Annotated in this window: 7 protein-coding genes; 1 reads left to right on the forward strand and 6 read right to left on the reverse strand. The window is 70.7% G+C overall.

Features of this window, described 5'->3' with window-relative positions; genetic code table 11:
• On the reverse strand, positions 1-347 hold a 347-nt coding region (locus AB0F10_RS42600), incomplete at its 3' end, for a hypothetical protein (protein ID WP_360639442.1).
• Between the two features lie 80 nt (positions 348-427).
• Positions 428-2,638, reverse strand: coding sequence for an EAL domain-containing protein (locus AB0F10_RS42605; protein WP_360639445.1), 2,211 nt, complete (start codon positions 2,636-2,638; stop codon positions 428-430).
• A gap of 235 nt (positions 2,639-2,873) precedes the next feature.
• On the opposite strand from AB0F10_RS42605, the gene AB0F10_RS42610 reads away from it, so the two are divergent.
• Entirely contained in the window at positions 2,874-3,776 is a 903-nt protein-coding gene (locus tag AB0F10_RS42610; protein ID WP_360639448.1) for a DUF4142 domain-containing protein, read from the forward strand.
• Positions 3,777-3,884: 108 nt separating this feature from the next.
• On the opposite strand, the gene AB0F10_RS42615 is transcribed toward AB0F10_RS42610, so the two are convergent.
• The 4 genes from AB0F10_RS42615 to AB0F10_RS42630 all read right to left on the reverse strand — a co-directional run bounded on the left by AB0F10_RS42615 (position 3,885) and on the right by AB0F10_RS42630 (position 7,395).
• Positions 3,885-4,517, reverse strand: a complete 633-nt coding sequence (locus tag AB0F10_RS42615; RefSeq protein WP_360639451.1) for a hypothetical protein — start codon at positions 4,515-4,517, stop codon at positions 3,885-3,887.
• A gap of 54 nt (positions 4,518-4,571) precedes the next feature.
• Positions 4,572-5,693, reverse strand: coding sequence for an alkane 1-monooxygenase (locus tag AB0F10_RS42620; RefSeq protein ID WP_360639454.1), 1,122 nt, complete (start codon positions 5,691-5,693; stop codon positions 4,572-4,574).
• A 43-nt stretch (positions 5,694-5,736) separates the two neighbouring features.
• The gene (locus AB0F10_RS42625; protein ID WP_360639457.1) at positions 5,737-6,327 is read right to left on the reverse strand and encodes a TetR family transcriptional regulator; all 591 of its coding nucleotides are present in this window, start codon (positions 6,325-6,327) and stop codon (positions 5,737-5,739) included.
• 90 nt (positions 6,328-6,417) lie between these two features.
• Complete coding sequence (locus AB0F10_RS42630) at positions 6,418-7,395, reverse strand: phosphotransferase (protein WP_360639460.1); 978 nt, start codon at positions 7,393-7,395, stop codon at positions 6,418-6,420.
• Positions 7,396-7,560 lie beyond the last annotated feature (165 nt).

Raw genomic sequence — 7,560 nt, forward strand, 5'->3', positions numbered from 1 at the left:
GCGCCCGCCTCGCCCGCCGCGGCGAGCGTGAACCCGTCGGCGCGGCGGTCGAGCCGGTAGCTCTCGTCGGCGTCATCCGCGCCGACGGTCACCTTGAGCACGCCCCGGGCGCCCTGCCCCTTGACGGCGTCGGCGACCGCCCGCGCCGCGACGTCCAGCCGGTGCGTGTGGCGGCTCACCGTCACCGCCCCGAACGGGGACGGGACCGCGGTGCGCCGCGGCGCCACGCTCGCCGGCTCGGCCATCACCTCGGCCGGGGTCCACGACAGGCGCAGGGCGCCGCTCAGCCCGAACGCCACCCCGGCACCGAGCGCGAGCAGCACGAACACGATCATGAGCCGACGCATGCCTATTTCTAGAGCAAACGCGAGAATCTTTCAAGATCATCACCCGTACGCCTCGTCGGCGGACTTGTGTTGAACGCCGGTCAGGCCGTTTTCAGGCTGCTTCGGCGAAGGGGTGTGAGCATTTCGTGGAAGTCCTCGGCGGGGACCGGTCTGCTGAAGAAGTACCCCTGGATGGCGGGGCAGTCGGCGGCCCGCAGGGCCTCCCAGTCCGCGAGGTCCTCGACGCCCTCGGCGACCGCGGACATGTTCAGCGAGCGGGCCAGCCAGAGCACGGCCGAGATGATCGACTCCTTGCGGCTGTCGTGCGCCAGGCCGGCGACGAACGACCGGTCCAGCTTCACGATGTCGGCGGGTACGGACTGCAACCAGGTCAGCGAGCTGTAGCCGGTCCCGAAATCGTCCAGGGCGATCCGCACCCCGAGTGCCTTGATGGCATGCAGCCGGTTCTGCAGATCGGCGGAGTTCGACAGCAGCGCGGTCTCGGTGATCTCCAGGACCAGCCGCGACGGGTCGTCCAGGCCGCTGTCGGCCAGCAGCCGGGCGAGCGTCGGGACGAAGTCCGGCTCGTTCAGCTGGCGCGGGCTGACGTTGACCGACACGTAGCCCAGTTCGTGTCGCCACTGCTGCAGGCGGCTCAGCGCGGTAGCGAGCACGTGCTCGCCGAGCGGCACCACCAGCCCGGTCTCCTCCGCGGCCGCGATGAAATGGCCCGGCGCCAGGATCTCACCCTCGCTGGTCCGCATCCGGACCAGAGCCTCGGCGCCGACGATGAGATCGGTGGCGGGCGAGACGATGGGCTGGAACCAGACCGGCAGCGTCGCCATCCGGTCGCCGTCGAGGGCCTGCCGCAGCCGCGACTCGGCGGTGATGCGCTGCTGGACCACCACCCGCATCTCGTCGTTGAAGATCTCCAGGCGGTTGCCGCCGGCGCGCTTCGCCGAGTACATGGCGGTGTCGGCGGCCTGCATCGCCTGTCCGGTCTGTGCCGGGTCGTGCGCCACGGCCAGGCCGATGCTCAGCGCCAGTTGCACCTGCCCGCCGGCCAGCGGCAGCGGCTGGGTCAGCGAGGCGAGCACCGCCCGGCCGATGTCGAGGCCGCCCTCGATGGGGCCGGGGTGCGCGATCACGAACTCGTCGCCACCGAGGCGGGCGATGAGCGAGCCGCGCGGCACGATCAGCCGCAGCCGGGCGGCCAGGGCCCGCAGCACGTCGTCGCCGCCGGAGTGGCCGGACGCGTCGTTGATCGTCTTGAACCGGTCGACATCGAGGTAGAGCACGGACACCGGGTCGCCGTTCGTTGCGAGGAGCTCGACCAGGTCCTGCTCGAACGCCGAGCGCGACAGCAGCCCGGTCAGCGAGTCCTCGCGGACCTGGCGGCGCAGCCCGGCCTCGTGCTCCTGCTGCCGGGTGACGTCCCGGCAGTGCACGAAGACCGACTGCAGCCGGCCGCTGCGGTCGCGCAGCCCGTTGGTGTGTGTCTCGATCCAGATCAGTGAACCGTCGTCGTGGCGCCGGTAGGCCTCGATGTCCTTGATGCTGGCGTCGGGTTCGCTCAGCACTTCCGACAGGTATGTGCCGCGTTCGTGCCCCACCCGGGTCAGTGGCAGGTCGGTGATGGCGAAGTCCGGTGGCAGTTGGTCGGGCAGGCCGAGCCAGCTCCGGTACGCCGGGTTGCACCGTTGCAGCCGGCCGTCGGGGGCGTACATGGCCATCGGGACCGGGGTCTCGTCGAAGGCCATGCTCAGCTGGGCCTGGCTGGTGGCGAGGTCGTCCTGCGCCCGCCGTTCCGCGGTCTCGCTCAAGCGCCAGGCCACGACGTGGAAGGCCGCCGCCGTCAGCACGGCGAGACCGTGCACCAGCACCCAGACCCACGGGTGCAGCATGGCGCTGCGGTGGTCGTTCGCCACGTGAATGACCAGGGTGCCGGTCAGGAAGACGCCGAAGGGCATCCAGTCGCGGTACAGGGCCAGCGCGGCGGCGACGATGAAGAACGAGAAATGCGGCTCGGTCAGGCCACCGCCGCCCAGGACGACGAAACCACCGCACGCGACGGTCAGCCCGACGGCGACGAGGATCGAACGCAGCCGGCGCGGGCGCAGCAGCGCCGCACCCGCCAGGCACGGCAGGATCAGGGTGACGGACAGCAGCCAGACCGAGTAGGGTCCGCCGCTCGCGAAGCCGAAGAGGGTCAGCGGAACGATGCTGATGGGCAGCAGCAGAGTCAGCAACCGGTGGCGGATCGCCCAGTCCTCGTCGCGCAGGCCACCGGCCACCGAAAGCCAACCACGCACCGGCATCTCCCCTGATCGTCGTCCTCAGCCGTCCGATCGGCTCGGTGGGTCCGGGTTTGAACGATTGCGGGGTTGCCATCCGGTTGTCCACACCGATTCCTGCCGCGCCGCCCATCGGCGGCCGAACTCCGCACCTGGTACTGCAACGGCACCTGGCGTGTTGGTCGATGGGCGTCATCCGGGGCGATTCCGGCCTGGCATCGGGCCGGCGGCGCCGAGCCGTTGACCGCCGCGAGTGGCTGTCCGGCCCTCGGGCACAGGCCCCTCACAAATTTCCTTTGCGCTTGTTGATCTGATGCGGTCCGCGTTACGTATCTCCGCTCACCAGGACCAAGCAAGATCATGGCCGGAGGATGACGTGTTCGCCGTCGATCGGATGTTGCAGTGGCGTCGCCGCGTGTCGGTTGCGGCGCTCGTCGCCGTGGCCCTGTTTCCGCTCGACCCGCAGGCGGCACACGCCGAGCCCGGCGTACCGGTGCCGCCGAACGGCCTGCTGGCCGATCGCGGCAAGGGTGACATCTCCGAGGCGGACCGCGATTTCGCGGTCAAGGTCCGCCTGGCCGGCCTGTGGGAGATTCCCGCCGGCGAGATGGCCCAGGAGAAGTCGGAGGATCCCCGGATCCAGGCCATCGGGCGCGACATCGCCGCCCAGCACGAGGCGCTCGACAAGTTCGTCCGCGACGCGGCGAAGAAGCTCGACGTCACCCTGCCGAACAAACCCAACGCGGACCAGCAGGGCTGGCTCGCCGAGATGCGCGAGGCGGAGGGGGAAGACTTCGACCGGGTGTACATCGCCCGGCTGCGTGCGGCCCACGGCAAGATCTTCCCGGCCATCGCCACCATCCGGGCCAGCACCCGCAACGACACGGTGCGCAAGCTCGCGCAGCGCGCCAACCAGTTCGTCATGACGCACATGACCCTGCTGGAGAGCAGCGGGATCGTCGACTTCGCCGCGCTGCCGACCGCGCCGCCGCCGGCCGCGGCCAACGCCGCCCCGAATGCCGCGCAGGTCCAGCCACCGTCGGGGGCGGGCGCGCCCGTGTTCATCATCGTCGTGATCGTGCTCGCGAGCGTGGCGATCACGTTCGTCGCCACCCGGCACTTCATGCCGAATCCCCGCCGTCGTTACCGGCGGTAGAGGGGCCCGTACTTGAGGACCTCCGGGCAGCACCCCGGAGGTCCTCATGCTTTCCGGGCCGGGCGTTCGCTTCCTTCAGCTCCGGGCCGGCCCTCATGGCGGACGGCCTCACCCGGCGAGGTTCAGCACCCGGCCGTAGCCGATCCGGTGATACACCTCGGGCTCGAGCGTCCCGATCACGCAGCGGTGGGGCAACGCCAGCAGCACCGTGTGCATCGCGTCGAGACGTTCGCCGGTGTTCAGCTTCGTCATGACATCGACCTGCCGGAACGTCAACGGCGGCACGTCGACCACCGACAGCGACGCCGGGTCCTCGCCCGCCGGCCGGTGCCGCAGCAGCCGGTGGACCCGCTCCTCGGCGCCGCGAACGGCGATCAACCGGTCGGCGACGTGCCGGTACGCGAGCGGCGAGACGATGACCCGGCAGGAATCGTCAGCGACCGCGTCGATCAACGCCGCACCCACGGTCTCGCTGTCCAGCCGGGCGAATGACAGCAGGACGCTGCCGTCGATGACCAGGTTCGGCCAGGACGTCGCCGGATCCCGGTAGTCGGCGAAGCCGAGCCGGCTGGTCTCCGCGACCAGCCCGCCGTACTCGTTCGGCTGGGGCTCCGCCTGCCGGTGCTCCCGCAGATGGGTCAGCAGCATCTGGTAGATGCCGTCGAACCAGAGACCGGCCTGCTGATACTGACCGAGGATGTGCGCGGCGGCGAGCTCACGCGACGAGGGTTGTTGATCCACGACGAGAGACCCTAGCCCGGCCAACCCATTCGATCAAGTGTACGAAATAGCAGGTCAGAGCGGTCGGTAACCGGGCACCGCGTTGGCCGAACCGGCGTCTCCGTCGTAGTGGGCGAGGACCCGAGGGTCCATCACCCGTCGCCACACGGGCGGAATCAGCGCGATCAGCAGCATCGTCGCGTAGCCCGCCGGCAGTTGTGGTGAGGCGTCGAAGCTGCGCAGGGTCTGGTAGCGGCGCAGCGGGTTGGCGTGGTGGTCGCTGTGCCGCTGAAGCTGGAAGAGGAACACGTTGGTGGTCAGCCGGTCGCTGTTCCAGCTGTGCCGCGGATCGACCTTTTCGTAGCGCCCGGCGGCATTGCGCCGCCGCAGCAGGCCGTAGTGCTCGAGATAGTTGACCGCCTCCAGCACGGAGAAGCCGACCACGGCCTGCAACAGCAGAAACGGCAGCACGCTCGGGCCGAAGGCGATCGTCAGGACCGCGAACAGCGCCGCCGTCATGGCCCAGGCGTGCAGGATCTCATTGCGTACGCTCCACGGGCTGCGGCCGCGCAGCCGGTGCCGCGAGGTCTCCAGGCGCCACGCCGAGCGCAGGCTGCCCAGCACGGTCCGGGGCCAGAACCGGTAGAAACTCTCGCCGAGCCGGGCGCTGGCGGGATCCTCCGGAGTGGCGACCCGCACGTGGTGGCCGCGGTTGTGCTCGACGAAGAAGTGGCCGTATCCGGTCGGCGCCAGGGCGATCTTGGACAGCCAGCGCTCGACGCTCTCGCGCTTGTGGCCCAGCTCGTGGGCGGTGTTGATGGCGATGCCGTTGACCAGCGCGGCGGTCAGCACGAGACCCACCGCGCCGGCCGGCCCGGGCCCGCGGGTCCACACCGCACAGGCCACGACGAGCGCGCCGAACTGGGCGGGCAGGTACAGATAGGTGATCCACCGGTAGTAGGGCGAGGCCTGCAGCGCGGGCACGGCCGACTCCGGCGGATTGGCCCGGTCGTCGCCGATGAGCACGTCGACGGCGGGGATGACACCGAAGATGACCACCGGGGTGAGCCACCACGCCCAGGCGGACCCGGTGGTGGCGGAGAGCAGCAGGGCGACGAACGGCAGGGCCGGAACCACGAGGGCGAACGGCCAGAGTGGGCGCTTCGTGTCACGCCAGGCGGGTGCGGCGACGTCCATGCGCCCATGGTTTACACGAACGCCCTTCGTGTCAAGAAGAGCGTCAGGTCAGCAGACGCACGAACACGTCGGCGAGCACGTCGGCCGCCTCGCCGGCCGGCCGCCTCGGCAGCACGATGTGGCTGACGGTCAGCCGGACCACGACGTCCGCGGCCAGGTCCACGGCGGCAGGCGACACATCCGTCAGATGCTCGACGGCCCACTGCCCGATCACGGCCCCGGCGGCGTCGAGCACGACGTCGGCGCGCGTCGACAGGAACGGCAGCAACTCGTCGGCACCCCCGCGCCCGCCGGCCAGAATGGCGCCCACCAAGGGGTTCCGGTCCGCCTCCTCCAGCGCGAACCGGATCGCCGCCCGCGCCGCGGCGCGCGCGTCCCCGCCGTGAGCGGACAGCTGGCGGCGCACACCGGACACGAACATCTGGATCTCGCCGACCGCCAACGCCTCGACGAGCCCGGCCCGGCCCTCGAACTCGTTGTACAACGTCTGCCGGCTGACGCCTGCGGCCCGGGCCACGTCCGCCATACGCACGTGCTCCCAGCCGCGCGTCACCGTCAGTTCGCGAGCGGCGTCCACAAGCGCCTCGCGTACCCGGGCCCGGCCATTCACCGTCGACGGTGGTTCAGTGGTCATCACCCACGATCGTAGACAGCACCCACCGAGCCACCCGGCGCGGCAGGGGACGGCCATGTTCCTGGCAGGACGTGCCGGAGACAGCGGTGTTCAGATCTCGGCCAGGGCTTTGGTGATGTTCCACTCGGCGAGGTCCAACATCCACCGGCGGTTGGGGAAGTCGGTGTCCGCGATTCTCAGTGGGCCCTCGATCAGCGACAGGACCTGGGCGTACCGGTAGAACTCCAGCCGGTGTGGGTCGAGGCCGACCGGGCGCAGCGCCGAGTACGCGTCGCCGAAGCGCATCCGCAGCCAGGCGTGATCCCACTCCACGTCGAAGTATGCGAGACCCTCGATGTCAATCATGGCCGGTTCGCCGGCCGGGGTCACGAAGACGTGGTCCGGTCCGAGTTCGCCGTGCACCAGTCCGTATTGTTCGCGCGCCGGGACCGCGTTGCGCAGGTGGCGGACATGGCCGGTGATCCGTTCGTGGGCGTCGGCGAGCCGGGCGTCGCGGGCCGCCGCCGCGTCGAGGTGGCCCAGCGCCCGGTCCGTGATGATGTCCTCGGTGCCGCGGGCCTGCGGCGCGTCGCCGCGGGCGATGGCCGCGATTCTGCCGTACCGCGGGCTGAGCGTCATGTGCATGCGGCGCAGGGCGTCGCCCAGGGCGGCGAGGGGTGCCGCGGCCGCGGCCGGGTCCTGTTCCAGGAGCGCTTCGAGCCTCATCGCGCCGACGTCCTCGACCAGCGCGACATCGGCCTGGAGATGGCGGCCGGCGCGGTCGAGCATCAGCAGGTCCGGCGTCCGCACGCCCACGGCGGTGAGAACCGCGTGGTTGGCGGCGAACAGTTCGGCGCCCGAGGCGTCGGTGAACGGATCGTCGGGGACGGCCGGTGACGGGGGCCAGTAGTTCTCGCCGGCCGCCCACACGTAGAGGATCACTGTCGTCCGGTCGTCCAGCCGGAGCCGGTAGACGCCCTTCTTGCTGCCGCCCGTCAGCCGGTCCAGAGCGGCGACCCTTCGGTCCGCACCCCACTGCTCCGCCACCAGGTCGCGCACGTCGTCGGGTCGCAGGAACATCCGTGACATGGTCGCCTTTCCTCGAGCCGCCCGGCGATGGTTCCCGACGAAACGGCAGAGCGCAATCCCAGCGGAGACCGGCCGCCCTGTACCGGGCGCGCGGAGCGGCCGTGGACACGGCAACCGCGTCGTTCAGGACCGGGCGGCAGGCACCGGGCGGCAGGCGCCGGGCCC

The organism is Actinoplanes sp. NPDC026623 (assembly GCF_040638275.1).
Lineage (GTDB): Bacteria > Actinomycetota > Actinomycetes > Mycobacteriales > Micromonosporaceae > Actinoplanes.